This is a genomic window from Microcoleus sp. OTE_8_concoct_300 (assembly GCF_031383065.1).
In the GTDB taxonomy this organism is placed as follows: Bacteria; Cyanobacteriota; Cyanobacteriia; order Cyanobacteriales; family Microcoleaceae; genus Microcoleus.
On sequence record NZ_JANMZH010000044.1, the window covers coordinates 1 to 1,665 of the forward strand.

A 1,665-nucleotide genomic window follows, 5' to 3' on the forward strand; every position below is an offset into this window, starting at 1 on the left:
GCTGAAAATTCGCGCACTGCTCCATTTCGGCACCCACCAAGATTTCCTTGAGCGCTGCCGCCAGTTCGTCGCGTTGCCGACGTGCGGCGATAAGGGATGTTTCGTCGCGCGGATTGCCAAAGCTGATTGGGCGGTCGCTTATCACGGTCCATTGATCCGGTCTGATATTGCTCATGATTTACCCTTTCAATGTAGTTCCGGCATCCGGCCGGCGCGGTGATCTCAATTCCGGACCGCCCTCCGAAGCGGTCGAGAATGGGGATTAGAGGCGGGTCAGAATCGCTTGTGCGCCAACGCGCCGGCAATCTGCGACAAACCGGCGCGTAAAGTACTTATTCAACGGGAGCGCTTCGATGGCATTGCTTGTGTATCCCCAGTCTTTGCCTCCATCGCCGGGAACTTGCTCTACATAGGCCATGCGAATTGCTCCAGATGAATATGGAGCAAGCCTGACGCCGTTGCGGCACCAGAACAGGTCAGGATGACCCGCCTGCCGCAAACCGCTGAATTTACAACCTTTAGGTGTAGCTAATCCGGCGGGTGCTGGTACTGCCAACTGGGCGGGTATATTCAGGGAGTTATCGCCAAAGTTTAAGTTGAAGGCTCCTGCAAATTCAAATCCCGGTGGCAGCGGTAGCGACAAGTTTTGTTGGTTGACTGGGGCAATGCTGACGGTTGCATTCTGTTTGAGAGCGCCCGGAGGTATCATGACTGCTAGGGTTCCGTCGCTTGAGTTGATGATGCCACCGTCGGTTCCCAAGGCTGTTGTGCCGATTTTCGGTGCTTCGACTCGAACTGGAATGGTGGCGGATGCGGTGCCGTGAATGGCTGTGACGGTGGCATCACCAATGCCGACTGCTGTAATGGTGCCGTCGGAACTGACGTTGAGGATGTTGCTGTTGTTGCTAAAGTAGCGTGTACCTGTGCTGGCTGCGGTTAAGTTAGCTTCGGTGAAGTTGGAGTTTAAGCCGAGGGACAGTTTCCGCGTTGCACCTGGTGTCAGGGAAACGGCATCTGGGTAGGGGTCTAGTCCGTACATTTCGGCTAGTATCTGATGCAATTGAGCGTCTGTTGTCGGTGCTGGCATCGTCCCAATTCGGATTGGGGTGACTGCTTGCAGGTTGTTGCGACTCGCGCTCAAAATCGAAGTGCCGTTGGTTAAACCTGTCACTTTCCCGGCTGCGTCTATTGGTGCTACTTCTGGATTGAATGAAGTGTAAGTTAGATAAGAATCTGGCAACACTACACCTTTTTGGTCGGCAAAGTCTCCGAGCACAACTAATTCCGTATTTTCTCCTGCATTGAGTCGCGGATTTCGCTTCACAAAATCTAGATTCAGCAGGGGAACATCGCTGACATTGACTGTCACCCGCGCGGGCGTTGAACTCCCAAAAGCGTCGCTGGCAAGGAAATCAAAGCTGGCAATTCCAGAGAAACCGGTTGCTGGTTTAAAGGATGCTTTGTTAGTTAAGGGATTGAAAATTACAGTGCCGTTTACTGGATTGAGGACGCTAATTGTGAGAGGGTCGCCCTCGGCATCTGTGGCAAGATTGTCTAATGAAATAGTTGTCTCTAATTCTGTATAAGTCCGACCGCTTGTCGGTGAAACAACGGGCGGATTGTTGTCAGAATTCGGGGGATTGGCTTCGGCGAGCAATTGTTGTC

General features: G+C 52.7%; 1 protein-coding gene. It reads right to left on the minus strand.

All coding sequences use genetic code 11. From position 1 onward, the window contains the following. Nucleotides 1-262 precede the first annotated feature (262 nt). The coding region (locus ACUVJL_RS02280; RefSeq protein WP_445244360.1) for an Ig-like domain-containing protein at nucleotides 263-1,665 on the minus strand (1,403 nt) is incomplete at its 5' end.